The sequence below is a fragment of the Bartonella sp. TT121SHDZB genome, assembly GCF_042193415.1.
GTDB lineage: Bacteria > Pseudomonadota > Alphaproteobacteria > Rhizobiales > Rhizobiaceae > Bartonella.
Genome location: NZ_JBHILR010000004.1, coordinates 1 through 25,820, shown reverse-complemented (window position 1 = coordinate 25,820; position 25,820 = coordinate 1). Strand labels below are relative to the sequence as shown.

20 protein-coding genes, 3 tRNA genes and 1 pseudogene are annotated in these 25,820 nt (G+C 36.6%); 17 read left to right on the top strand and 7 right to left on the bottom strand.

Going from position 1 to position 25,820, the window contains the following annotated elements; genetic code table 11:
- The first annotated feature begins 172 nt into the window (after positions 1-172).
- The 3 genes from ACFIKI_RS03515 to ACFIKI_RS03505 all read left to right on the top strand — a co-directional run bounded on the left by ACFIKI_RS03515 (position 173) and on the right by ACFIKI_RS03505 (position 4,265).
- Positions 173-2,548 carry a mechanosensitive ion channel domain-containing protein gene (locus tag ACFIKI_RS03515; protein WP_375665697.1) on the top strand — a complete coding sequence of 792 codons (2,376 nt, stop codon included), beginning with the start codon at positions 173-175 and terminating at the stop codon, positions 2,546-2,548.
- A complete protein-coding gene (locus ACFIKI_RS03510) occupies positions 2,542-2,814 on the top strand; it encodes a hypothetical protein (protein WP_375665696.1) in 273 nt (90 codons plus the stop codon). Before ACFIKI_RS03515 ends, ACFIKI_RS03510 begins: the two co-directional genes overlap by 7 nt.
- A gap of 557 nt (positions 2,815-3,371) precedes the next feature.
- Positions 3,372-4,265, top strand: a complete 894-nt coding sequence (locus tag ACFIKI_RS03505) for an outer membrane protein (protein WP_375665695.1) — start codon at positions 3,372-3,374, stop codon at positions 4,263-4,265.
- Positions 4,266-4,610: 345 nt separating this feature from the next.
- Here the strand turns inward: ACFIKI_RS03505 and ACFIKI_RS03500 are convergent.
- Positions 4,611-4,696 (bottom strand) — tRNA-Leu (locus ACFIKI_RS03500).
- A gap of 147 nt (positions 4,697-4,843) precedes the next feature.
- Between ACFIKI_RS03500 and ilvA the strand changes: the two genes are divergently transcribed.
- The 4 genes from ilvA (at position 4,844) to ACFIKI_RS03480 (ending at position 9,004) form a co-directional block, all read left to right on the top strand.
- Positions 4,844-6,121 carry a threonine ammonia-lyase IlvA gene (gene ilvA, locus ACFIKI_RS03495; RefSeq protein ID WP_375665694.1) on the top strand — a complete coding sequence of 426 codons (1,278 nt, stop codon included), beginning with the start codon at positions 4,844-4,846 and terminating at the stop codon, positions 6,119-6,121.
- Positions 6,122-6,155: 34 nt separating this feature from the next.
- Positions 6,156-6,686: a hypothetical protein gene (locus ACFIKI_RS03490; protein ID WP_375623981.1), complete on the top strand. Its 531-nt coding sequence runs from the start codon at positions 6,156-6,158 to the stop codon at positions 6,684-6,686.
- A gap of 290 nt (positions 6,687-6,976) precedes the next feature.
- Positions 6,977-8,359 (top strand): DEAD/DEAH box helicase, encoded by a 1,383-nt coding sequence (locus ACFIKI_RS03485; RefSeq protein ID WP_375665693.1) that lies wholly within the window; start codon positions 6,977-6,979, stop codon positions 8,357-8,359.
- 507 nt (positions 8,360-8,866) lie between these two features.
- The gene (locus ACFIKI_RS03480) at positions 8,867-9,004 is read left to right on the top strand and encodes a hypothetical protein (RefSeq protein ID WP_375665691.1); all 138 of its coding nucleotides are present in this window, start codon (positions 8,867-8,869) and stop codon (positions 9,002-9,004) included.
- Between the two features lie 721 nt (positions 9,005-9,725).
- Here ACFIKI_RS03480 and ACFIKI_RS03475 read toward each other — a convergent pair.
- A tRNA-Asn gene (locus tag ACFIKI_RS03475) sits at positions 9,726-9,800 on the bottom strand.
- A 184-nt stretch (positions 9,801-9,984) separates the two neighbouring features.
- Between ACFIKI_RS03475 and ACFIKI_RS03470 the strand changes: the two genes are divergently transcribed.
- The 6 genes and pseudogenes from ACFIKI_RS03470 (at position 9,985) to ACFIKI_RS03445 (ending at position 17,923) form a co-directional block, all read left to right on the top strand.
- A tRNA-Cys gene (locus tag ACFIKI_RS03470) sits at positions 9,985-10,058 on the top strand.
- 220 nt (positions 10,059-10,278) lie between these two features.
- Positions 10,279-10,953 carry a protein-L-isoaspartate O-methyltransferase gene (locus tag ACFIKI_RS03465; protein WP_375665690.1) on the top strand — a complete coding sequence of 225 codons (675 nt, stop codon included), beginning with the start codon at positions 10,279-10,281 and terminating at the stop codon, positions 10,951-10,953.
- A gap of 66 nt (positions 10,954-11,019) precedes the next feature.
- Positions 11,020-12,312 (top strand): TolC family outer membrane protein, encoded by a 1,293-nt coding sequence (locus ACFIKI_RS03460; protein WP_375646562.1) that lies wholly within the window; start codon positions 11,020-11,022, stop codon positions 12,310-12,312.
- 249 nt (positions 12,313-12,561) lie between these two features.
- Entirely contained in the window at positions 12,562-13,116 is a 555-nt protein-coding gene (locus tag ACFIKI_RS03455) for a DUF2497 domain-containing protein (protein ID WP_375623964.1), read from the top strand.
- 160 nt (positions 13,117-13,276) lie between these two features.
- A complete protein-coding gene (locus ACFIKI_RS03450; protein ID WP_375665689.1) occupies positions 13,277-16,000 on the top strand; it encodes a valine--tRNA ligase in 2,724 nt (907 codons plus the stop codon).
- Between the two features lie 1,121 nt (positions 16,001-17,121).
- A pseudogene (locus ACFIKI_RS03445) lies at positions 17,122-17,923 on the top strand (tetratricopeptide repeat protein).
- A 102-nt stretch (positions 17,924-18,025) separates the two neighbouring features.
- On the opposite strand, the gene ACFIKI_RS03440 reads toward ACFIKI_RS03445, so the two are convergent.
- From ACFIKI_RS03440 to xth, 5 genes are all read right to left on the bottom strand, one after another.
- A complete protein-coding gene (locus tag ACFIKI_RS03440) occupies positions 18,026-18,772 on the bottom strand; it encodes an amino acid ABC transporter ATP-binding protein (RefSeq protein ID WP_375665688.1) in 747 nt (248 codons plus the stop codon).
- 11 nt (positions 18,773-18,783) lie between these two features.
- The gene (locus tag ACFIKI_RS03435; protein ID WP_375665687.1) at positions 18,784-19,500 is read right to left on the bottom strand and encodes an amino acid ABC transporter permease; all 717 of its coding nucleotides are present in this window, start codon (positions 19,498-19,500) and stop codon (positions 18,784-18,786) included.
- Between the two features lie 2 nt (positions 19,501-19,502).
- Positions 19,503-20,255: an amino acid ABC transporter permease gene (locus tag ACFIKI_RS03430; RefSeq protein ID WP_375665685.1), complete on the bottom strand. Its 753-nt coding sequence runs from the start codon at positions 20,253-20,255 to the stop codon at positions 19,503-19,505.
- Positions 20,256-20,395: 140 nt separating this feature from the next.
- A complete protein-coding gene (locus ACFIKI_RS03425) occupies positions 20,396-21,301 on the bottom strand; it encodes a transporter substrate-binding domain-containing protein (protein ID WP_375665684.1) in 906 nt (301 codons plus the stop codon).
- 124 nt (positions 21,302-21,425) lie between these two features.
- Entirely contained in the window at positions 21,426-22,208 is a 783-nt protein-coding gene (xth, locus tag ACFIKI_RS03420; RefSeq protein WP_375665683.1) for an exodeoxyribonuclease III, read from the bottom strand.
- Positions 22,209-22,696: 488 nt separating this feature from the next.
- Here xth and rpsL point away from each other — a divergent pair, with 488 nt between their 5' ends.
- The 4 genes from rpsL to ACFIKI_RS03400 all read left to right on the top strand — a co-directional run.
- Positions 22,697-23,068, top strand: coding sequence for a 30S ribosomal protein S12 (gene rpsL, locus ACFIKI_RS03415; RefSeq protein ID WP_006589495.1), 372 nt, complete (start codon positions 22,697-22,699; stop codon positions 23,066-23,068).
- 18 nt (positions 23,069-23,086) lie between these two features.
- A complete protein-coding gene (rpsG, locus tag ACFIKI_RS03410; protein ID WP_273791452.1) occupies positions 23,087-23,557 on the top strand; it encodes a 30S ribosomal protein S7 in 471 nt (156 codons plus the stop codon).
- 24 nt (positions 23,558-23,581) lie between these two features.
- Positions 23,582-25,666 carry an elongation factor G gene (gene fusA / locus ACFIKI_RS03405; RefSeq protein ID WP_375665682.1) on the top strand — a complete coding sequence of 695 codons (2,085 nt, stop codon included), beginning with the start codon at positions 23,582-23,584 and terminating at the stop codon, positions 25,664-25,666.
- 62 nt (positions 25,667-25,728) lie between these two features.
- A partial coding sequence (locus ACFIKI_RS03400) for a GTP-binding protein (RefSeq protein WP_002972655.1) occupies positions 25,729-25,820 on the top strand: 92 nt, incomplete at its 3' end.

The window sequence follows — 25,820 nt, the reverse complement described above, 5'->3', positions numbered from 1 at the left end:
ATCTTATTGAGTTTAACTTACTATTTCCTTCTTTCTTATTATCAGTATTATAGGATAAGGGAAAGCTTTTATAAGTTTATTCTACAAAAGTTGAAAATATCTGTCTTGTACTATATCTATAAAATCTATAAAGAAGGAGCATAAAATCCTTTTTGTTTATTATAAGGTAGATATGTATTCATTGTGTAGAAAAAACATCCACAAACTTTTCTTTCTTTTGGGAATTCTCTTTGTTTTTAATTCTGGTGCATGGGGGAATAGGGGGACACAAAATACAATTGTCGAACAAACGATAGCTTCTTATTCAGTTGATGAAATTATTCAACAACAATTGTTGATTATTAAGACTCTTGAAGAAAATACTGAAACTTTAAAAAGAGATTTTGACAGAAAGCCAGAAGATGAGCGTGCTTTAGAAGAATTGCGGTTACGTGCACAAGATATCAGTGAACGTGCTATTGAGTCAGCATTTGTTTTGCGTCCTCCTCTTAATGAGATTAATACACTTCTTGATCAATTAACGGAGCTCTATCGTGACGTGGAAAAACTGAAAAGCTCAGTGAAGGAATATTCTTACTTGATAGAGCAAAAAGCTAAAATTAACAATATCATGCTTCGTTTTGAAGCAATTTTCTTAGCGGCAAATAGAATAGCTGAACTTTCTATTTCTCAATCTCGGGAGCTTTTTAAACGCACGCTTACGTATAGGCTTGAGTTTTCGATACCGATGGTTAAACATCTTGTCCAAAAAACAAAAGAGGCTTCATCAGATTTTCTTTTGTTGTTAGATTCTTGGTGGAGTTTTATATTTTATTTCAAGTTGTTACAACTGTTTCTTTCCTTTTTAATTCCACTTTTTATTACTTTGGGGCTTTCGTATTTTTCTCACAAAGTTCTTGTATATGTATATTGCCACTTTGCGAAATCTAATGAGGAAATATCTTATTTACAACGCTTATTGATCGCCTTCATTTCAGTTCTTTTACCTTCGCTTATCTGTATTCTTTGCGTTTATCTTGTATTATTTTTGTTTCGTAATTTTAACTTAGATCCAGGTAAGCTTACAACAGTTTTTGATATGATCGGTTGTCAAATTATTTTAGTATTTTTAATCAATCGCTTAGCGGTTGTTCTTTTATCATCGAATATGCCTCATGTGCGTCTTTTTAATATTGCACCATCATCTGCTTCTCAATTAGTGATTTTGTTCACTTCTTTGGGAGGTGTTTTGGCATTTGATGCTGTTCTGGATAGTATTTATCAAATCATTTCAGCTTCTCTATCTTTGACAATTGCTAAAAGTTTTATTGCTGTTTTTCTTGTAGCGATATTGCTGTTTATAATATCATTTGTACCATTGCGGTTTAGGCGTAGGAGATTTCAAGGAGAAAAAAGAGAACCATACTTTTGGTCATTTTATATACGCATTCCTCTTATTGGATTGGGAGTATTACTATTTGTGTTGAATTTTTTAGGCTATGTTGGTCTTGCACGTTTTATTATGCAGCAGATTATGATTGGTGGAGCATTTTTAGTTCTCATGTATTTAGGAATACAAAGCGCTCAAGCACTTGGAACTAAAGACCAATTTATGAAAACAATGGTTGGTCATTTTTTGATGCAGAGGTTTCATTTAGAAGAAAAAACGATGAATCAATTGGGAATTGTTGTGAGCGTTTTTCTCAATTTGTTTGTTGTTGTATTTTGTGCAATGCCAATAGCTGTACAGTTTGGATTTTCCTATTCTGATTTGAAAGCGGTGTTGTGGCAATTGGTTACTGGTTTTCAGATTGGAAATATGACTCTTTCTTTGATTTCTCTTGTAACAGGAATTATTTCTTTTTGTGTTTGCTGGTTCCTTATTCGCCGATTTATTGGTTGGTTAGATAGTGTGCTGTTGGTCCATGGAGAATTCGATTCTGGTATACGGAATTCTATCAAAACAGTTATAAGTTATGGGGGCGTTGTTGTGTCTGCTTTGACAGGATTGTCAATGGCAGGTTTGGATCTTAGAAATTTTGCTCTTATTGCTGGAGGACTTTCACTTGGTATAGGTTTTGGTTTACAGAATATTGTTCAAAACTTTGTTTCTGGACTTATTATTTTAGTTGGAAGACCATTTAAAATAGGAGACTATATAGAATCTGGATCAGTAGGGGGTGTTGTTAAGCGTATTAGTGTGCGTGCAACGGAACTTGAGACAATTCAGCGTAAGACGATTATTATTCCCAATTCAAGCCTTATTAATAATAACGTCAGTAATTGGACTAGACATAATAAAGTAGGACGAATTGATATTCCAGTTACTGTATCCTCTAAGGTTGCTCCAGAGCATGTTGTTGAAATTTTGTTAGAGATTGCTTCTGCGACAGAAGGCGTTTTAAAAAAGCCTATCCCACAGGTGAGTTTTACTGCATTTGATTGTAAACGTTTTTCCTTTAATTTGGCTATTTATGTGCCTAATATTACTTCATCTTCTCATGTAACCAATGCTCTCCGATTTGTTTTATATAAGCGTTTTTCTGAGGAAGGAATCTTAGAATGCTGAAATATATTTATGCTTTGATTACAATTATTTTGTTGAGTGTTTTTACCATAACAGCTTTTGCCGCAACCGTGAAGAATACTGATTTAAAAGTACAACCTCTCATTGTTGTTGAAGGAAGTATACCTTTAAAAATTTCTTTAAATACTCATCAAACAATTACAATTTGTATGAAGAGATGTTTTGTAACTTTTCCTAATAAAGACCGCTTTGTAATAAAGGCAGATGATAATATAGAAATCAGTAGGGGGAGAGCAATTTTTAAATAAAATCATTTAGGTCTTTTGGGGAGATAAGACTTAGAAGGATAATGATATTTGCGCGTGTTAATAACCTTATACTTTAAAAGTGGTAGAGAAAAGTGTAAGATAGGCGTAACTTTTTATAAATGTAGAATCTACAGTATGCATTTGGGATGTAAGAATATTGAGGTATTTTTATAATATTTTTAATGCATATCTATTTTTTTAAAATTATTACACCATTTTTAGAATTTGTCTTATGCAAAAAGACATTAAATATCCTATTTGATGATTTTTTATGCGGTCGATGAAAATGGTGTTATATTTTCTCCTTTTAAAATATATAATAGATATTTTTATTAAAGAAATGTTATATGAAGTATTCATTATTCTAATATTTTGAAAGTTATTAAAATTTATTTGATAAAGTTCAATTTTGATGTAATGATATATTTGTATAGTGATATATTTAAATGTAACTATAAAGGAGTATATGCGGTTTTGGGGCATAAGATTTTATAAAACTTTGTTTTTCTAAATGTGATTTTTAATTATATTTAAATTTAGCAATGGGGTATAATTTTATGAATACAAAATTTATAACAGCATCTGTTTTTTCTTTGATTTCACCTTCTATAGTACAGGCTGCAGATGTGGTGGCTTATGAAGAGCCGGTACATGTTGCTGCAGAAGTTGTTGCTTCTTCATCTTTTTCTTGGGCAGGTTTTTATTTTGGGGGGCAAGTTGGAGGCTTTTCAAGTAAAATTTCTGCAAAAACGCCTTATGTTGATATTCCTCTCTATCCTGATGAGGAGAGTAAAAGTAAACCATGGGTACCCATCGAGAAACAGTATATGCCTGAGCTTTCTGGGTTTATAGGTGGTTTTTATGCGGGTGTTAATTTTGATCTCGGTAATAACTTTATCGTGGGGATTGATACGGATATCCTTTTAACAGAAAAAAAGGATACAAAAACGAGGTCTCATGCTGCTGAATCGAGTGTTAATGGTTCGCATACTGATGGTTCGGATACTGAAGAAAGTGGCAAAAAGGTAAAGTTTGTCAAAGTGCAGGGGCGTAGCTTATCTCATTCTGGTGCAGAGAATACAGAAAAAAAGAATAGTTTAACTTTTAATCATACTTTTAAACAAAAATGGACTGGTGCTACACGGGTACGTGTTGGATTTTCTGCTCGTCGTGTGATGCCTTATATTGCTGGTGGTATCGCTTATGGGCAATTTCAAGATGTTTTATTGACAGTCATTACGGGAGATGAGCCCTTTAATAGGACATCGGATGTTACAAAAATGATGATGGGGTATACTGTCGGTGGTGGTGTTGACTTTGCAATGACAGATAATTTTGTTTTACGTGCGGAATATCGTTACTCAGATTTTGGTAAAAAGAAATTTAAAGATGAGATTGAAGTTAAGTATAAAACGAATGATTTTCGCGCAGGAATAGCTTACAAATTCTAGCTTTTTAGGAATAAAGTAGCTTCGTTGTTTAAAAGGTCCTATCCTTGGTAGGGCCTTTATTTTTTTATTTTATGTATTGTCAATACTATTTTATGGTGAAAAAGGGGGATTTTACTTTGAGCGACGATGAAAGGATAAGGAGGAGTTACCCAGATTCTTCATTGTTAAGAATGAAAATTCTTTAATTCACAAAGTATGGTTGAAATATTTGTTTACAAAGAAAGAATGATTCGCCTTTATTATACAGTTATCATCTGATATTATCATTATAGAGCTACTTTTAAGTAAACTTAAAAATAATTTTTCACTTTAAACAATTAGGAAATAAAGACATCTCCCATAAAGTGGTGCGGACGGCGGGACTTGAACCCGCAAGGTCTTCGACCGGCAGATTTTAAGTCTGCTATGTTTACCGTTTTCATCACGTCCGCAATGTGAGTTCTCTCATAAGCTATATCTTTTATTGAATCAAGAATTAATGACAAAAGAAACATTTTTCATTTTTTTAGTGAAATTTTGACTGACAATAGTTTTCTTTATCGATAGAAAAAGCTTTTATAATGTAAATAAAGTATGAAATGATTAGTGTTATGAGTCAATTTATTCAAGACGTCACAAAAGCTATGGTGGGATTGCATCACGTGTTTGCTGAAACACCACTTCAAAGAAATGATTTTCTTAGTCAAAAGTATGATGCAGAAATTTATTTAAAGCGTGAAGATTTAACACCGGTGCGGTCTTATAAGATTCGTGGTGCTTTCAATTTTGTTTCAGAAATGCTTAGTAGTATATCACCAGATTCTGCATTTGTTTGCGCTTCAGCAGGGAATCACGCGCAAGGGGTTTCTTTTGTTTGTCGTTATTTTAAACGTAAAGGCGTGATTTTTATGCCTATGACAACGCCACAACAAAAAATTGAAAAAACACGTATTTTTGGTAAAGAATTCATTGATATTCGTTTGGTTGGTGAAACATTTGATCAATGTTATGAAGCTGCGCAATCCTTTGTCGTAGAGAGCGGTGGTGTAATGGCTCCACCTTTCGATGATATTCGCATTATTACAGGGCAGGCAACAGTGCTTTGTGAAGCTGCTTTACAATGGAAAAAACTTAATGGAGAAAGTGAGCCAGATTTGATGATTGTGCCGGTAGGGGGGGGGGGGTTGGCAAGTGGAGTGAGCAAGTTTTTACATGAATATGGTTGGAAAACAAAGCTTCGTTTTGTTGAGCCGCAAAGAGCTGCAAGTTTGCTTGCTTGTTTGGAGAGTGGAAAACGCGTCAAGCTTGAAAACATTGACACTTTTGTAGATGGTGCTGCTGTGGCTGAAATTGGTGCACTAAACTATACAATTTTAAAGCAATTTCCCCCTGATTCTGTCATTACGGTTCCTGAAAACCGCGTTTGTTCTACGATGGTTGAAATGCTTAATGTTGAAGGTGTGGTTCTTGAACCGGCTGGTGCTTTATCGATTGATGCGCTTAACAGTATTCCTCCTCAAGAGTTAAAGGGGAAAAAAATTCTTCTCGTTATTTCAGGAGGTAATTTTGATTTTGAGCGTTTGCCAGAAATTAAAGAGCGTTCTTTACGTTTCCAAGGGTTGAGAAAATATTTTATTTTTAGTTTTCCGCAACATCCTGGTGCATTGCGTCATTTTCTTTCTACATTATCACCAGATGATGATATTGTGCGTTTTGAATATCTTAAAAAATCAGCGAGAAACTTTGGTTCTGTATTGGTTGCGATTGAAACAAAAAAATACGGTAATTTTTGTCTTTTAGAGGAAAAATTTCAAATGTTAGGTTGGCGTTACCGTGATATTACTGATGATCAAACGTTATTTGATTTTGTTATTTGAAAAACTGAAATTTTACTAAAAAAGAAGTATAATGATGAAACCTATTTTTTATTCGGTGCTGAGTCTATTTTTCTTTTTGATTGTTAATCAACAGAGTTTAGCATCTCAGCCAACAATAGTACAAAAAGATGAACTTTCAAGTGTCGTTGTTGATGTCAATAATGCTATAAAAAATGGGGATTTTGCGTCTATTTCTCGTTATATGCCTGAGCGGCTTTATAAAGAGATGGCACGTCGATTGAATACAACAGAGAGTGCTTTACGTAGTGATTTTCTTCAACAGTTGCATAGGAAATTTGAGGGTTTGCCTTCTGGTGCTTATTATTTAGATAAAGAAAATATAGAGTATTTACAAACTGATAACGGTACTGTGTATGCTTTAATTCCAACAGTTCTTGAGATGAAAGATCGCATCATTCAATATAAAACTTTGGCGATTTTTGATAAAACACAATGGTATTTAATTTATGGCGGTCAAAAAACTTTACAAAATCCAGTTTTTCTTGAGATTTATCCTGATTTTATCAAGGTACATTTACCGATGAACACAATCATTAAAAAATAAACGATCTAAATATTGTTTTTATTCATGATAAATGTATTTCGTAAAGTTCTTGCTTTTTTATCATAATCCAAAGATAATAGAGGTGAAGGCATTTAGGCTGGTTTGTTGGCTTTTTGTAAAGTGAAGTTTATACGCCTTTATCTTGATTTCAAGGTGTTCATGAGTTGCGCAAGCCGCTTTTTAGGCGTTGCTTCATTTAAAATGTCAGGGATTTCTCTTGCGCGGATTCTTGAGTGGAGAGTTCAGATGGTTACTTCTTTTGGGTTCTTCAGCTAAGGAAAGATTTTATTTTGCCTATAAAAGAAGAAAATGTTTTTACAAAGTTAGGTTTGCCTACTCTTTTGATTAAAAATTTACTCATTGCTGGGATGAGTAAACCTAAACCTATACAAGAACAAGCTATTCCAGTAATGTTGAAAGGACACGATATTTTAGGTGTTGCTCAGACAGGTTCTGGAAAAACCTTGGCATTTAGTTTGCCTATTTTAAGTCAGATTTTGGCTTTGGGTGATAAACGCTGCCCTAAAACTGCACGCGCTTTGATTTTAGCTCCAACGCGTGAACTTGCTGTTCAGATTGATGAAACGATTCGCACTGCGGCGAAAGGAGCGCATCTTTCGACGTGTCTTATTTTTGGGGGCGTATCACGTTTAAAACAAATTAAACGTATGGAAGCAGGTGTGGATATTTTGATAGCGACTCCAGGGCGTTTAAGAGATCTTGTTCGTGAAAAGTGTGTTGATCTTTCTCAAACGCGTTTTTTGATTTTGGATGAAGCAGATCGTATGTTGGATATGGGGTTTATTCATGATGTTAAGCAAATTGCAAAGCTTTTGCATCAAGAGCGTCAGACAGCACTCTTTTCTGCAACAATGCCGAGGGAAATTGCTGTGCTTGCAAAATGTTTACTCAATGATCCGGTTAAAATTGAAGTTGTTCCTCAAGGTACTACGGCTGTAGAGATTTGCCAAAAATTATATTGTGTTCCTACGAATGAAAAAAAGAATGTTTTAAGTAAACTTTTGACAAATCCAGCTTTTGATTCGGTTATTGTTTTTACTCGAACGAAACATGGGGCAGATGCTGTCACACGTAGTTTAGAAAAGGTAGGATATTTAGTCGCAACAATTCATGGAAATAAATCACAAGGTGCTCGCCAATCTGCTTTAAAAGCTTTTCGTGAAAGATCTGTGCAGATCCTAGTGGCAACAGATATTGCTGCACGCGGTATTGATATACCAGGGATAAGTCACGTTATTAATTACGACTTACCAGACGAAGCTGAAAGTTATGTACATCGTATTGGTCGTACAGGACGTAATGGCGCATCTGGTGTAGCACTTACGCTTTTTGATGAGAAGATAGAAAGGTCCCGCTTGCGTGCTATTGAGCGCTTGATTCGTATGAAATTGGTGGCTGAGGCTGTTCCAGAACAATTTGCAGCGTTTCCAGAAAAGCCAATTGTGCGAGAAAGTAGAGAAAAAGAAAATGATAAGGAATGCCGTTTTAAAAAATCTAAACGTCAAAAACAGTTTTTAGGTCGAAAAGATGATACCGTACAGTTGCAGCGGAAGAATTCTTCACCTCAAAATGAGAGGCATAAAAAAGCAAAAGCGTCAGCAAAGCGTGTAAAGCCTTTTCGTTTTCGAAAATCAGTTAAGAAGGCTGCTTAGATAAAGTCTTGAAAAAAGATCATGTATGGAGATTTTTTATTTTTGTTGATTTATTCTCAATTGAAAAGAGCTATAAAATGCTCTTGTCAAAGTAAGAAGATCCTTCAGAGGTTTTCATTTTTTAGAAATGAAAACTTATAACTGTTTGGATTTATTTAAAAATCTTTAAAAAATCATTATTGTAGAGGCAATTATTTATTTGCTTTATTCCCATTTTTTTAAATGGGAATAAAAGTAGATTTTATTTATATAAAATTATTTTTATATAGGATGTTCTTTATCTTTAATGATAACTTTTAATTTTAAAAATTGATGTCTAGTAATAATTCACTATATCGTAAAATTTTTTCATTTCGAATCTTTTCATATTGATCAATCAAAAATATTCACTTGCACGTTACAAGTGAGATTCTCGTGTGGATAAACATTTAAGAAATAAATAAAATGATTCTTGTAAATTCTTTTAAAGGCAAGGGGTATTGCTAACATTGAGAGCTGGAAAATAGTATGATGGTATACGGCTTTATTGTACGTAAAGATGGGGCTGATCAGTGGATTGTATTTTGTACCATTTATTGGAGCCATTGTGAAAGAGGCTGGGGGGATTTAAGAGATATCTCTTTAAAAAAACGTGTGACTGCATAATACAATAGCGAGAATGTCATGTCTTCTGAAGGCTTTCTCAGGATTCTTAATAATTTAGCTCGTTATCTTGGTTTTTACTGTAAAACACTATTATTTGGGGGAAATATAAAGCCTATAAGATTTTATGTATTAAATGTTTTATGACAGTGTGATGAATATCCAAGGCAAGGTTGTTTGTAAAGTGTTGAGGTGGTTAGCAGGAGAAATAACCTGTTAGATAAGACGCCGGAGTGTTTACAGATTTGTTTTATGTTTTTTGCTTTTAGGATGATGAGGAGGTTATGTGGGGTGTATGGAGATAATATATGACCTTGATTGTTGTTTCTTCCATTTTTCAAAATGATTGCTTCATGAGCAGGTTTTTAAGTTTAACTCCTTTATTGAGTATAAATCATTCTTTCTTTGGAAAAAATTATATGAGACCTTTTCATTGCTGATGGAGCTTAATAATTTATCTCTGATAAAAGAAATTGCAATTTATAATGTGCAAATAATTGCAGTGCTCTCTTATAAAGACGCGGTAGTTTGAAAAAAATAATCTTATTTGTGCTATTTAAAAATGAATCAATTGTTTTTTGCGTTCATTGCAAAAAAATACATCCCTAGGATATTATTTTTCTACTTTATTGCAAAAATCCTATTCCCCAACTTTTATTTACGCGTCCCTCACTGTAAAAAATATATGGAAAATCAATAGATTGTTTGTAATAGAAAAGAAAAATGGCTCCCCGGGCCGGATTCGAACCAGCGACCAACCGGTTAACAGCCGGTTGCTCTACCGCTGAGCTACCGGGGAACGGTGCCCAATCATTTAATTGAAAAGGCTATAGCAAAGCAATACTGATTTGCAAAGGATAAAATTACTTTTTTTAAAAAAATATGATAAATTGTGTAATAAGAGGAAAAAAGGCGAGAGAAGATTTCTACACCTTGACGGATGCGTTGCCTTCCCTTATTGAAACCTTTATGTTTGTTGACGAGGCCTCGTGGCGGAATGGTTACGCAGAGGACTGCAAATCCTTGTATCCCGGTTCGATTCCGGGCGAGGCCTCCAGCCGATTTTAAACGAAACGGCTTTTAGGGGAGATAAGGTATAGGAAAATAGATTATTTCCCTTTATTCTTGTGAAGACACTTTTGTATGAGAGATTATATAGTTAAAATCTAATTGTTGACTATAGCGTCCTTTTTTGTAACACCCATAGTTTAAGAAATCTTCGTCCCTTATTGTCGCTGTTTTGTTTGTTTTTTGTAGGTTAGGAGAAAATATTCGTTATGGTTGCAGATTTTGCTGAGCTTCGTCGCAAAATGGTTGACAATCAAATTCGTACAGTCGATGTAACGGATTTATCAGTTCTTGAAGCCTTTTTAATGGTATCTCGTGAAGATTTTGTATCGGAAGATATGAAAATGTTAAGCTATCTTGATACCGATATTGTTCTATGTCCAGTGCAAGATGGGATTCCAGCACGCTATTTGATGAAACCTGCGTCTCTAGCAAAATTACTACAGCTTGCCGCTGTAAAATCATCAGATGTTGTTTTAGATATTGGTGCAAATAGTGGTTATTGTGCAGCGTTGCTTGCAAAACTTGCAGGGTCTGTGATTGCGCTGGAAAGTGATAAATCTCTCTTTGAACGTGCTCTTGACGCTTTAGAACGTAATCAATGTGATAATGTGGTTGTCGTTCATGGTCCTTTAGAGCAAGGATATGCCGTTGAGGGACCTTATGATGTGATTTTTATTGAGGGATCTGTTGATTTTATTCCTCAAGGTATCTTTGATCAAATGAAAAACTGTGGACGTCTTGTTGTGGTTGAAGGGCATGGAAATGCTGCTGTTGCACAAATCTATATAAAAGAAGATGGGATCATCTCAGCTCGTCGTGCTTTTAACCTCGCTGTAAAGCCTCTTCCTTGTTTTTTCAAAACACCTGGTTTTGTGTTTTAGTGCTTGTTTGTTTTGTGAATAAAAGATAATTTTGTAATTTATTTGGGGTTTGTTATTGTGTGTATTATGTTTAGAATAAACAAGAAGTTTCAGGCGTGTTTATTGCTGGTGTTGAGTGTTTTACTATCAGAGGCTGTTTGTGCTGAAACATTGATGGATGCCTTTTCTAAGGCTTATAAATATAATGCTAAGTTGAATAGTGAACGTGCAGCTGTGCGTATATCCAGAGAAGATGTTATCATTGCGCGATCAGGGTTATTGCCGCAAGTTGAAGGAGTTGGCAGCTATGGGCGTAATAAGTCTTTTACAGGTCCTTATGTCACTTCTGGATCTATAGGCGTGAGATTAAATCAAAGATTATTTGACGGATTTATCACGCAAAATATCTTTTCTTCAGCGCAAGTTAAGTTGCAGGCTCAACGTGAGTATCTTCGTAATGCTGAACAAAATACTTTTCTGGAAACAGTGACGGCTTATGCTAATGTCTATCAGGCACGTCGTATTGCCGATCTTCGGAGAGAAAATTTGGCAGCTCTTGAAGAGCAAGTTCGTTCCGATAAAGCAAAATTTGATGTGGGTGAGGGAGGGCGTGTTGATCTTGCTCAAGCTCAAGCAGCACGTTCTGTGGCAGTTTCAGAACTGAGTCTTGCTCGTGCTGATGTAAAAGCAGCCGAGGCAGTGTATCGACAAGTTATTGGTTCTGATCCTGAAAAGTTAAAAAGCCCTCCCGTAGCCAGAGATTTTCCTGCCAACCTTGATATGGCTTACCAAATGAGCGTTTCTATGCATCCAGCAATCCTTTATGCTAAATATTTAGTCGATGCGAGTGGTTACAATGTAAAGGCAAAAGAAGGTGCATTGCTCCCTAAGGTCGATTTTTCTGCGACAGCGTCTTATAATCGAATTTACAGTGGTCCTGGAGAGGATGGCGTTTCTAAATCAATAGGGTTGTCAGTAAGTGTCCCAATCTTCGAAGGGGGACGTACGTCTGCGCAGATTCGCCAATCGAGGGAACAGCTTGGACAGGCACAACTTCAACTCGATTTGGCGCATAGCAATACGAGACAAGCGCTTACTTCTGCTTGGTTTCAGTTGGAGGGCGCACGCGCATCTGTTATTGCTTACCGTGAAAGTGTTCGTGCTGCTGAAATTGCTCTTAAAGGTCGTGTGCAAGAGAATCGTGTAGGGCAGGCAACGACATTGGATGTTTTAAATTCTCGTACTCAATTGATTAATGCTCAAATTGCGCTTGCAATGGCAGAGCGTAATGCTGTTGTGGCAAGCTATAGTGTTCAATCTTCTATTGGTAAATTGACTGCAAGTTATTTAGGGTTAAAAAAAGCTCAATATATCCGATAATGCATAAAAGTAGCTTTTTGATCTTAAATTATTTTAGTTTTTAAAAGATTAGTAAATCAACAGTTGAATATGTTGAAAAATATTGCGGCGAGATGTTATTTTTATAAAGTGTAGAAAACTGTGTGTAGCGCCCTCTTTATGACAAGCATATTTGAAAATATCGTGGGAGGCATGTTGATCTTATAATTCTTTTGCATACACTGAAAATGTGATTCTATTTGTTGTTGCGTCTTTGAGAGGTTGTAAAGTATGGTACAGAGTTCAAGCGTGTTACGTGAGCCAAGTATGGATGAAATTTTAACATCTATTCGTGAAATAATCGAAGAAAATGCGGTTCAATCTGATCACTTTTTAAATGAAGATGTTGCAGTGAATGCTTCAGAAGTGGCATCCGAGGGTATTTATGATACAACCTTATCGGTTGATGATGCTATGAAAGCTTTAGCTGATCGTATTGGTCTTTCTTCTGAAAATCAAGGAGGGAAGATAACGCAAGAGAAAGAGGATATAGAGGCAGAAAATAATACAGTTGGTATGGATATGCAAAAGATGAAGCTTTCTTCTGAAGAACGGAATTCTGTTTATAAAGCAAAAGAATATGAAGATGAGATAAGGAAATCACAATCAGAAGCTGGAAGGGATGGTCATGTGGAATTGTCTGCATATTGTATTTCTTCTGCAGAAAAGATTGCTAAGGATGTGTTGCGCCCGGCTATAGCAGAATGGTTGCAGTCTAAATTGCCTATTTTGCTGGAAGATATTTTGCGTGAAGAAATTGTGAAGGCGATTAAAAAAGCATCTTAATTATTTTTTTACATTATTTTTATGTTTTTCATTTTATGGGAATTTTGTTTGCGATTTTGCGAGCTCTCAAGTGAAAGGCTGAGATTCACGAGATTCTGATCGGTTTTTGATCATATATGGTGTTTATTGTGTTTTTTAGCGGCCGTTATGGATGGATAGAATGTTAGAAAAAAACTATGATGCTTCCTCTATAGAGCAACGGGTTGCAAAGAGATGGGAGACTCGTGGGGCTTTTAAAGCGGGAGCGGGTTCTAAAAGCGGTGCAGAACCTTTTTGTGTTATGCTTCCACCTCCTAATGTTACAGGCTCACTTCATATGGGGCATGCGCTTAATACGACAATTCAAGATATAATAGTTAGATTTCAGCGGATGCGTGGAAGAAATGTGTTGTGGCAGCCTGGTATGGATCATGCTGGGATTGCTACGCAAATGGTAGTGGAGCGTCAACTTGCAGAACGCCAAGAGCCAACGCGTCAAGAAATGGGGAGAGAAAAGTTTATTGAGCGTATTTGGGAATGGCGTTATGAAACTGGAGGCGTTATTGCAAACCAGTTGCGCCGCCTTGGGGTTTCATGTGATTGGTCGCGTGAGCGGTTTACAATGGATGAGGGGTTGTCGCAGGCTGTTCGTGAAGTCTTTGTCACGCTTTATAGGCAAGGGTTGATATATAGGGATAAGCGCCTCGTCAATTGGGATCCTAAATTGTTGACAGCTATTTCAGATCTTGAAGTTGAGCAAAAAGAAGTTCAAGGACATTTGTGGCACTTTAGATATCCACTTGAGGGTAAAACTTTTGATCCAAATGATGCGACAACTTTTATAACAGTGGCGACAACACGACCAGAAACAATGCTTGGTGATACAGGAATTGCTGTTAATCCTGAAGATGAGCGTTATAAAAATCTTATCGGTAAAAATGCTCTTTTGCCGCTTGTTGGTCGTAGGTTATTAATTGTTGGTGATATGCATGCTGATCCTGAAGCTGGAAGTGGTGCTGTAAAAATCACACCAGCTCATGACTTTAATGACTTTGAAGTAGGACAGCGTAATCATTTACGCTTGATCAATATTTTTACCCAGCAAGCCGAGATTTTTCTTCGTGAAAATGAAGCATTTTTCGATGGTTTGATTTTATCAGATGAATTAAAAATGTTAGTAGAAAATCTCGATAAATCTGATCGTTTTGTTGCTCGCCAGAAGATTGTTTCTTTGATGGAAGAACAGGGATATTTAGCTTCTGTTGATGATCATACCCATATGGTTCCTCATGGAGATCGCAGTGGTGTCCCTATTGAGCCTTTTTTGACAGATCAATGGTATGTTCATGCTGCTGAATTAGCAAAGCCAGCGATAGAGGCTGTTCAACAAGGAAAAACGCAGTTCGTTCCTGATAACTGGAAAAAGACTTATTTCAATTGGATGCAAAATATTCAACCTTGGTGCATTTCTCGCCAATTATGGTGGGGACATCAGATTCCTGCTTGGTATGGTCCTGATGGAACGGTTTTTGTTGAAAAAAGTGAAAAAGAGGCTTTAGATTCAGCTTTTGCTCATTATGGTAAGGTTGTTGAATTAATCCGTGATCCGGATGTTTTAGATACTTGGTTTTCATCTGCTCTTTGGCCTTTTTCAACATTAGGATGGCCAAATAAAACGACTGAATTATCTACTTTTTACCCAACATCTTTATCTGTGACAGGATTTGATATTATTTTTTTCTGGGTTGCTCGTATGATGATGATGGGACTTCACTTTATGGGGGACGTTCCTTTCCCAACGGTTTATGTGCATGCTCTTGTGCGGGATCAAAAGGGTGCAAAGATGTCAAAATCAAAGGGAAATATTATTGATCCCTTAGAGCTTATTGATCAGTATAGTGCTGATGCACTTCGTTTTACTTTAGCTATTATGGCAGCACAAGGTCGTGATGTAAAACTTGATGTTTCCCGTATTGCTGGTTATCGTAATTTTGCTACGAAATTGTGGAATGCTACCCGATTTGCACAGATGAATGGTGTGAAGCATGATCCAGCTTTTAAACCAGAACAAGCAAAACTGGCGCTTAATCGTTGGATTTTAACGGAGCTCTCTAAAACAATTTCAGCAGTGACGACTGGTATTGAACACTATAAATTTAATGAGTCAGCTGCCACTCTTTACCGTTTCATTTGGAATACACTCTGTGATTGGTATTTGGAGCTTCTCAAACCTATTTTTCAGGGGAAAAATGAAGAGGCTAAAAATGAGGCTCAAGCTTGTACTGCTTGGGTTTTAGATGAAGTTTATAAACTTCTTCATCCTTTTATGCCTTATATGACGGAAGAGTTGTGGTCTCTTACAGAAACGCAAGCCGTCAAGCGTGAGGATATGCTCGCATTGACAAAATGGCCAGAGGAAACATTGATAGATGAAGAAGCTGCTGATGATATTAATTGGCTTATTGATGTCGTCACAGGGATTAGGGCTGTACGTTTTGAAATGAATATTCCAGTGGCTACACAGGCACCTCTTGTTGTTGTTGAAGGAGGGGAAGTAACGCGAGAGCGTGTAAAGCGTTATGATGCACTTCTTAAAAAATTAGCGCGTATTGAAGTTATTGATTTTTCTGATAAAGTTCCGGAAGTATCAGCACAAATGATTTTGGGAGAGGCTGTTTTTTGTTTACCATTAGGACAGTTGATTGATTTGGAGGCTGAGCGTGTTCGTTTGAGGAAGGATGTCAGTAAAATTGAACAAGATATTGAAAAAATATCGCTTAAGTTAAACAACCCCAAATTTATAGCAAATGCAAAAGCAGAAATTGTTGAGCGTGAGCGGAACAGGGTTGTAGAACTGCGTGCAGCGCAGAAAAAAATATTTGTTGCTTTAGAGCGGTTAGATTGATTTCAACTTTTTATTTTTTTGATAGATAATTGCATACCAGTAGGGCTGGTATAGATCTTCTTTAAAGGAAACTTTTCTTTTGTTAGTTTTTCATGAACGATCATAAAATCTCTACTGAAATCCATTGTTTTATGTTTATTATTAAAGAGACATCTTTTAAGGCATCCAAGCCTATTCCACAACGTAGATCATGAATGGTATAACGGTAAATCCATTGAGCTTCCCTTCTTTATGCTTGTGAAGTAACAAGCGCCGGCACCATTCTGTCCAATCCGGACAACCCTTAGCTCAGACCGTTCATAAGAGGCATTTTTAGTTCTTTCTTACACAGAGTTTTTATCCACATAGCTCTCTCTACTTGTAATGTGCAAGCGGATGGTTTTGAGTGATTTAACATGGAACAGATTTGGAATGAGAGAATCTTACGATATTCGAGGGCTCATTCAAAGTGCAAAAAGGAAAATTATAAATATAAATCAATTTCTTGCTTTATTACTATAAAATATCATCATTTAGAGTAGCAATAGAAGGTATGTAAATTACACATGTGGTATTTTTTTGTATGTAGTGGTGAGTATTCTAAGGTAGAACTTGTATGTAAAGTATGAACTAATCCCATGTGAAATGATGTCAGGTGCAATCTGTTAAACAAAAAGCTGTATTGTTTATGGATTGGCGGAGACAAAAAACTTCATCTTTAAGGTGGTAAGGTAGTCCTGAAGTTATAAGTAACTATCATCATTATATTTATCCATCTTTCGTATTGTTTTTTATACTTAAACGCTTATTATTCATCATGTATTCTCTTCATTCTCAAGTTGCTGTTTAATGCACGTTATTTTATTGAACGATTTTTGCTCATACGTATAAAATTTTAAGGTCGATAAATCCTAGAATGTTAAAGGATGTGTTACAAAATATAGAATGATGATTTATATTTAAAAATCAATTTGTTATATATAAAAATGGATACTTAAATTTATCGAACATTTGGGATGGTTTTTATCTATTTGTTTTTTCTTTTTAAATTTTTACTTTAAAATCTTTCATTTTTCTTACTAAAAAGAAGAGTTTAAATATCTACAAAGAAATTTGTAACAGATATAACAATTAAAATTGAGATAGGGGGAAATGATCAAAGGCTTCAGATATGGAAAAAAGCCACGATTGTTGTGACGTGAGGGGGATTTTTTTCTACTGTTAATGCAGTAGATGTTAATAGCTTGCAAGAAGCCAATGATAGTTCGTTTTATTTTTTGAAACGTGGCATGTCTGCTTATAAAATGGATATATCAATCAAGCTATTCCAGCACTCCATTGTGCTGCTAAGGAGGGGCCATATCGGTGCGAATTGGAAACTTGGCTACATCTATGCAAAGGGTGATGGTGTTCCTAAAGATGATTACAAGGCATATCATTTTTTTGCATATATCTTTGAAAAAGGTACAGATCTTGGTTCAGATGATGAAAGTTATGTTTCTGATGCATTGATTAAACTTGCCGGATATATAAAAAAAGGTATTCCTCAATCACCTGTGAAACTTGATCCTTCTTACGCTGCTCATCTTTATATGCAGGCTGCGGTAAACTATGGAAATCCTAAAGCTCAGTATCATTTAGGAAAAATATTTTTAAAGGGAGAGGGAAGGGAGAAAAATCTTATACAAGCAGCACGATGGATTCAACTTTCAGCAAAAAAAGGAAATCCTTCTGCCCAAGCAATGCTTGGAAATATACTGCTTAAAGAAGGAAAAATTGTCCGTGGGGCATCAATGTTAACTGCTGCCTATAAAAAAGCTAACGTATAAAGACAAAAATTGGATTCATCCTTTGCAAGAAGAGGCTTTTGCTCTTTGTAATGAATCTGAGAGACGTATAGCAATTTCACTGGTTGCTGAGATTTTAAAGAATAACAGTTTTTAAACATCTGATTGTAATATTTTTACATTCTCTCATCTGATATTAAACTCTTCCTTCTTATATCCAATTTCATAATAGAGATAGCTTTTGGTGATAATATAATGGTTAATGACTTAGGATTTTAGACAAAAATTCTTGTGTTCTTGGTGTTCGCGCTTGCGGATCAGAAAAGAATTCTTTAGACGAACAGTCTTCAAGAATTGTTCCTTGATCTATGAAAATAACACGCTCCGAGACTTTTTGTGCAAATCCCATTTCATGGGTTACACAAATCATCGTCATCCCTTCTTCTGCTAAGCTAATCATGACATCGAGTACTTCACCTACCATTTCAGGATCTAGAGCAGATGTTGGTTCATCAAAAAGCATAACAAGTGGATCCATGGTTAAGGCACGTGCAATAGCAACACGTTGTTGTTGTCCTCCAGAAAGTTGACCAGGATATTTATCTTTATGTTCAATGAGTCCAACGCGTTCAAGATACAACAAACCGCGTTCAAGTGCTTCTTTTTTGCTTCGTTTTAGGACTTTGATTTGTGCAATTGTCAAATTTTCTGTGACAGATAAATGGGGGAAAAGCTCGAAGTGTTGAAACACCATTCCTACCTGACTTCGCAATTTAGGCAGATTCGTTTTTTTTGAATGAACTGGTATTCCATTAATCCAAATTTCACCTTTTTGAAAAGGGACGAGAGCGTTAATAGTTTTAATGAGTGTTGACTTTCCTGAGCCTGATGGACCACAAACGACAACGACTTCTCCTTTATTAATATTGGTTGTACAGTTTTTAAGGACTTTAATTTCGCCATACCAATTAGAAACATTTTTTATTTCGATCATATGAGTAGACATTTTTTTTCCTGTTAGCGAATAATGGATACTTTTTTTTGTAAATACAAAACTATTTGTGACAGTGTAAAACAGATAACAAAATAGAAAATAGCTGCTAAGATATAAGCTTCTTGTTTTACACCAAAATTATTAGCAGCAATATCAAAACCATTCAAAAGGCTATGACCACTGATGGCATAAACAAGGGTTGTATCCTGAAAAAGGATGATGACTTGTGTTAAAAAGACTGGAAGCATATCTCTAAAGGCTTGAGGAAGAATGACAATGTACATGCTTTGCCAATATGTCATTCCAAGAGCTTGTCCTGCATATTTTTGTCCTTGCGGAACTGAATTGATTCCAGCACGCATAATCTCAGCAAAATAAGCCGTTTCAAATGCGGTAAAGGTAATGAGTGCTGATTTATTTGCACCAATGGATATGCCGGTTAAAAAAGGCAGAAGCACGAAAAACCATAAGATAACCATCACAAGTGGTATTGAACGCATAGCTGTTATGTAACTGATTGCAAACCAAGAAAGAAGTTTTATGGAAGAAAGGCGCATCATTGCTAAAAGTGTGCCGAAAACAAACCCCAATACCGTTGCAAAAAAAGTTAGAAAAACGCTAAAGAGTAAACCTGATAAAATGTAAGAACGAAATACATCAAAGGTAAAAAAGGAAAAATCAAAGTCGGAAAAATTGAAAGGAAAATAAAGTCCAAACTGAGAGCTTATGAAATTCATCATATTCAATTTCCCTTTGTTTGAAAATTAGGAATTTTGAGTATTTGTTCAATGATTGTCATCACAATGAATACGAATAAGGCTATTAGAATATAAAGGATCGTAACAAGCAAATAATTTTCGTAAACATGGCTTACTTCTTCAATTGTTTGGTATTGAAATTGCATGAGCTCATTTATTGAAACGGCGAATGCTATAGATGAATTTTTCACAATCCCCATTGCTTCTGAAGTAAGAGGTGGCATAATTGCACGTATAGCACGTGGTAGTATAATATAGCGATAACTTTGATAAGTTGTAAATCCCATTGCCATAGCAGCATAGCGTTGTCCAGAAGGAATCGCTTCAATGCCTGAACGAACCTGTTCAGCAATGCGTGCAGATGTAAAGAATCCCAATGCGCATGTTATTAAGAGAATGGGGGAAAATTTCATCGCTGGTGGATAGACCTTAGGAACAACAAAATACCATAAAAATACCTGTACAAGGAGGGGAATGTTACGCATAATCTCTACCCAGATAGCACCGATAGTGCGAAATACACAATTGATTATGGAGGTATTAGGTAAAGTGCGCATTGTTCCTATAATAATACCACATAATACAGCTAATATAAGTGAAGTGATGGACAATATAATTGTATTTTTTAAGCCATCGAGAAGTGTATCTAAATAGGTATGATTCACGCCAGGAGTTCCCAAGCATCCTGCTACCAGTGTTTGAGTAAGGTCATCTCTACAAAGGAAAGAAAAGTCCATTAATTGATATTCCCTCAAATTAGTCATTCACAAATAAGACAATAAATCAACCGTATCTACATAGGCGGAATTTATCAAAAAGTGAACTAAAATATAAACCACACTCAATTTTTAAAGAGTGTGGTTCTTCTTTCTTTATTCTATAAATCTTTTTCTGTGTAGCTTTCCCGAGGCTTATTGTTTGGGTGATCCCAAGCATATCTCGTTTGTTTTGATAAGGGAAGGTTCATAACAGTATTAGCAGGTGGAATCGGCTTCATAAACCACTTATTGTAAAGCTTTTCAAGTGATTCGTCTTTAATCTGACGGACGATACTATCGTTGATTGCTTGTTCAAGTTTTTTGTCATGCAATCTGAGCATGCAGGCGATGGGTTCAACTGAAAGTACGGTGTCAAGAATGACATAATCAGATGGATTCTTTGATTTAGCAATATGTCCAGCAAGAATTGAAGCGTCCATGACAAAAGCATCTACCTTACCAGATTCTAATAATAAAAAACTATCTCCGTGATCTTTCCCCTTTAAAACTTTAAACTGAATGTTTTTTGCACGTTTATTTTTACGAATAAGTTGAACAGATGTTGTACCGGTGGTCGTTGCAACTGTTTTTCCATTTAAATCCTCAAGAGATTTAATGTTAGAGTTTTTCTTTACAGCAATCCGAACCTCTTCAATGTATGTCGTATAAGCAAATGCTGCTTCTTTACTGCGGGCAATATCATGTGTTGTTGAGCCGCACTCAAAATCATAGGTTTTATTTTTTAAGAGAGGAATTCTATTTTGAGAAGTGATGGGAAGATAATGAATTTTAATTGGTTTACCAATTTTTTTTGAGATATCCCCAATGATCCGTTCTGCCATTTCTGTATGAAAACCTACATATTTATTATTACCAAGGGCGTAGGCTAAACCAGATGATTCACGGACACCTAAAGTAATTTCCCCTGTTCGTTTTATTTTTTCAAGAGTATCATGTTCAGCATGCGCGAAACTTGAGAATCCAATGGCCGTTGCTGCAATAAGCATTAATAATGATTTCTTCATTTATGTCCTCCATTCATTTATTTTTATTTTATTTGCTTAAGATATACTGTTTATATGCTGTAGCATAGTTATTATTTTTGAGTGGAATTTTTTTGTTGTCTCATGAAATGAGGATTTTACTTTCTTAATTGATATTAAGGTGAATCCAAACAGGAATGTGGTCGGATGGTTTTTGATATCCCCTTACTTCTGTTTGGCTATGAGCGCAAATTAATTGATCAACAGCTTCTGGTGATAATAATAAATGATCAATGCGAATCCCATTATTCTTAGGCCAGGCACCTGCCTGAAAATCCCAAAAACTGAAGGAGGGAGTATCGGTGACATTCCGGATAGCATCATAAAAACCTAAATGAAGAATACGTTGGAATGCTTTTCTTGTTTCTCGAAGAAATAAGGCATCTTGATACCATTCTTGAGGTTTTTTTGCATCTAATGGAGTGGGGATGACATTATAATCACCTGCTAGAATAAGAGGTTCTTCATACGCAAGCAATGATTTTGCATGTGTATATAATCTTTCCATCCATTCTATCTTATAGGAATATTTTTCACTCTCAACAGGATTCCCATTTGGCAAATAGAGAGATGCAACACGAACAACACCTTTGTTTGTTGAATAAACAGCTTCAATGTAACGTGTTTGTTTATCATTATCATTGCCTGGTAATCGACGGATCACTTCATCTGGTGTTTTTTTAGAGAGAATCGCAACGCCATTAAAACTTTTTTGTCCGTGCGTTTCTATATGGTAACCTAAATTTTCAATTGTATCGCGTGGAAAATTTTCATCAATACTTTTAATTTCCTGTAAACAGACTATGTCCGGTTGGCTTTGCTGCAGCCATTGACATAATGTTTCATGTCGCGCTTTTATTCCAGCAATATTCCACGTTGCTATTTTCATGGTGCTCATCATTAGATATCAAATATGCAATTCAATTTACTGCTATGTTTTACTACAGTCACATCGCTGTTTTTTTGTTTATAGGGGATATTACTATGGTAAATTAATTTATCAAGAGTAGCGGTAAAAGCAAATTTAAAGCTTTAAAATTTAATTTATTTTCATTTTTAAAAACTTTCTGCTGTTTAGTTCTTGACGAATGTACGTGTTCTCGCTATTAGAAATGAACATAACCGATGTGGATGTAATCAGGTGTTTTGGATATGAGCCGGAAAATTATTCACAGGTGTTAAGAAGATTAAAAGCAAATGCTAGTGCAAAAGGCTATTGCCTTCTCTGCTTATGGTCGGGTAAACTGTTTTGTACAGGTGTGCCCGATTTTGTGTGTAGACTTAGATATCTGTTCCGATTCTGTTGGGGTGGATGGAAATAAAAATAGAAAAGCCCGATTGGGTGAGAAGAATATAGATCGAAAAGAGGAAGGTTGCATGCCTACCGTAAATCAGTTGATTCGTAAGCCGCGTGTGGTGCCAGTTAAACGTAATAAGGTTCCTGCTCTGCAGTCGAATCCGCAGAAGCGTGGTGTTTGTACGCGTGTTTATACAACAACGCCGAAGAAACCTAATTCTGCTCTTCGTAAAGTTGCTAAAATTCGCTTGACGAATGGATTTGAGGTGATTGGTTATATTCCTGGAGAGGGACATAATCTTCAAGAGCACTCTGTTGTGATGATTCGTGGTGGTCGTGTGAAGGATTTGCCAGGAGTTCGTTATCACATTATTCGTGGTTTACTTGATACGCAGGGTGTCAAGAATCGTAAACAGCGTCGTTCAAAGTATGGCGCAAAGCGTCCAAAATAATATTGAGAGACAAAGCCAATGTCCCGTCGTCATAGAGCAGAAAAACGTGAGATTAATCCAGATCCCAAATTTGGTGATTTGGTTATTATGAAATTTATGAATGCCATTATGTTTGATGGTAAAAAATCAGTTGCAGAGCGTATTGTTTATGGTGCGCTTGATTCTGTAGAAAAAAGAGTAAAAACAGATCCTGTGGCTCTATTTCATCGGGCTTTAGAGAATGTTGCTCCTCATATTGAGGTCCGCTCACGCCGTGTTGGTGGTGCTACTTATCAAGTTCCGATAGATGTTCGTCCTGATCGTCGTCAAGCTCTTGCTATTCGTTGGTTAATTGCGGCGGCGCGTGGTCGAAATGAAACGACGATGGTTGAGCGTTTATCTGGTGAATTGATGGATGCGGCTAATAATCGTGGTTCTGCCGTGAAAAAGCGTGAAGATGTTCATCGTATGGCTGAAGCTAATCGTGCTTTTTCTCACTATCGCTGGTAGAAGTTTTAAACTAAGGCAAATATAATGGCTCGCGAATATAAAATTGAAGATTATCGTAATTTTGGTATTATGGCGCATATTGATGCTGGTAAGACTACGATGACTGAGCGTATTCTGTTCTATACCGGTAAGAATCATAAAATTGGCGAGACCCATGATGGTGCTTCTACAATGGATTGGATGGAGCAAGAGCAGGAGCGTGGTATTACGATTACGTCTGCTGCGACAACGACGTTTTGGAAAGGGCAGGACGGTCGGAAGCGTCGCTTTAATATTATTGATACGCCAGGGCACGTTGATTTTACGATTGAAGTTGAGCGCTCTTTGCGTGTTCTTGATGGTGCAATAGCCTTGTTGGATGCAAATGCTGGTGTGGAGCCTCAGACGGAAACTGTTTGGCGGCAAGCCGAGAAATATCGTGTGCCTCGTATGGTTTTTGTTAATAAGATGGACAAAATAGGAGCTGACTTCTATCGCAGTGTGGAAATGGTTGGTTCTCGGTTGGGTGCTAAAGCGCTTGTTTTGCAGTTGCCGATTGGTGCTGAAAATGACTTTGAAGGTGTTGTTGATCTTGTAGAAATGAAAGCTTTAAAGTGGGATGGTTCTATTGGTGCCTCGGCGGTGATAAGTGAAATTCCCTCAGATTTAAAAGAGAAAGCTGAAGAATATCGCGAGAAATTGATTGAGATGGCTGTGGAGGTTGATGAAGCTGCGACAGAGGCTTATTTGGAGGGTGTTATGCCAACCAACGAGCAGCTTGTTTCTCTCATTCGTAGGGGGACAGTGGAAGTTCAGTTTCATCCGGTTCTTTGTGGTACGGCTTTTAAAAACAAGGGGGTGCAGCCACTTTTGGATGCTGTTGTTTCCTATCTTCCTTCTCCAATTGATATTCCGGCGATTAAGGGTATTGATGTAAAGACTGAGTCTGAGACGATACGCGAATCTTCTGATGATGCTCCGCTGTCTATGCTTGCTTTTAAAATTATGAATGATCCTTTTGTGGGGTCTCTGACTTTCTGTCGTATTTATTCTGGTAAAGTTCAAAAGGGTATTTCTCTTGAGAATACTGTGAAGAAGAAAAAGGAGCGTTTGGGGCGTATGCTTCAAATGCATTCTAATTCTCGTGAAGATATTGAAGAAGCATTTGCTGGTGATATTGTTGCTCTTGCAGGACTTAAAGAGACGACAACGGGGGATACTCTTTGTGATCCTTTGAAGCCTGTTGTTTTGGAGAGGATGGAATTTCCAGAGCCTGTTATTGAGATTGCAATTGAACCGAAAACAAAAGCAGATCAAGAAAAAATGGGTATTGCTCTTAACCGTCTAGCAGCCGAAGATCCTTCATTTCGTGTTAAATCGGATGAGGAATCTGGTCAGACTATTATAGCTGGAATGGGTGAGCTTCATCTTGATATTATTGTTGACCGTATGCGGCGTGAGTTTAAAGTTGAGGCAAATGTTGGGCAGCCTCAGGTTGCTTATCGTGAGTCAATTACTAAAATGGCGGAAATTGATTATACGCATAAGAAACAATCGGGTGGTGCTGGTCAATTTGCTCGCGTGAAAATTGTTTTTGAGCCTCATGATGGTGATGACTTTATTTTTGAGTCAAAGATTGTTGGTGGTGCTGTTCCTAAAGAATATATTCCCGGCGTTCAGAAGGGGATTGAGAGTGTTATGGGGTCAGGTCCTCTTGCGGGCTTTCCTATGCTTGGTGTAAAGGCGACTCTCATTGATGGTGGCTATCACGATGTTGATTCTTCGGTTTTGGCTTTTGAGATTGCTGCTCGTGCAGCTTTTCGTGATGGAGCAAAGAAGGCTGGTGCACAGCTTCTTGAGCCGATCATGAAGGTGGAAGTTGTTACGCCAGATGATTATGTTGGTGATGTTATTGGTGATCTCAATTCTCGTCGGGGACAGATTTCAGGAACTGAAGCGCGTGGTATTGCAACGGTTGTGAATGCAATGGTTCCTTTGGCAAATATGTTTGGTTATGTGAATACTCTTCGCTCTATGAGTCAGGGGCGTGCGCAGTATACAATGCAGTTTGATCATTACGAGCCTGTACCTTCGGCTGTTGCTTTGGAGATTCAAAAGAAATACGCGTAATTTCAGGTTGGTAATTAATTTTTAACTTAGTCCTTGGCTTGGACGGAAAATGGAGAGCTCAAATGGCGAAGAGCAAGTTTGAACGAACGAAACCGCATGTTAATATTGGTACGATTGGTCACGTTGATCATGGGAAGACCTCGTTGACAGCAGC